The sequence below is a fragment of the Hadarchaeum sp. (SeqCode) genome, from assembly GCF_049969415.1.
GTDB lineage: Archaea > Hadarchaeota > Hadarchaeia > Hadarchaeales > Hadarchaeaceae > Hadarchaeum.
Map to the genome: position 1 here is coordinate 1 of NZ_JBMFOX010000138.1, position 509 is coordinate 509.

The window sequence follows — 509 nt, forward strand, 5'->3', positions numbered from 1 at the left end:
GCCGGTCGCGGCTCACCTGTACAGGAAGCTCTGGTCCCAGGAGACGCCGGCCACCGTCGTCATACTCGGGCCGAACCATACGGGATACGGTGCTGGCCTGGCTGTCACCACGGAGGATTTCATGACCCCGCTCGGTGTGGTCCGGATAGACGACGAGCTCGTCGCGAAGATAGTCGGCGATGGGATAATGAACGACTATGTCGCACACGCCTACGAGCACTCGATCGAGGTGCAGCTGCCGTTCATGCAGTACATCGGCTGGGAATCGAAGATCGTCCCGCTGTGTGTGGGGATACATGAGTACGACGAGCTGAAGGAGGCCGGCCGGCGGCTCGGCAAGGCAATCTCGGGCAGGGATGACGTTCTCGTCATCGCATCCAGCGATATGTCCCATTACGTGCCTGCCAGGACAGCCAAGGAGCTGGACGGCAAGGCGATCAACGCGATCCTCTCGCTCGACTCCAGGAAGCTGTACGACACCATATTCTCGAACAACATCACGATGTGCG

The 509-nt window shown here is 60.3% G+C and carries 1 protein-coding gene; it reads left to right on the forward strand.

Annotation, left to right across the window (positions count from 1 at the left end; genetic code table 11):
• Positions 1–509, forward strand: a 509-nt coding sequence (gene amrB / locus ACP5PX_RS08390) for an AmmeMemoRadiSam system protein B (protein WP_428085490.1), incomplete at both ends; no start/stop codon positions are given.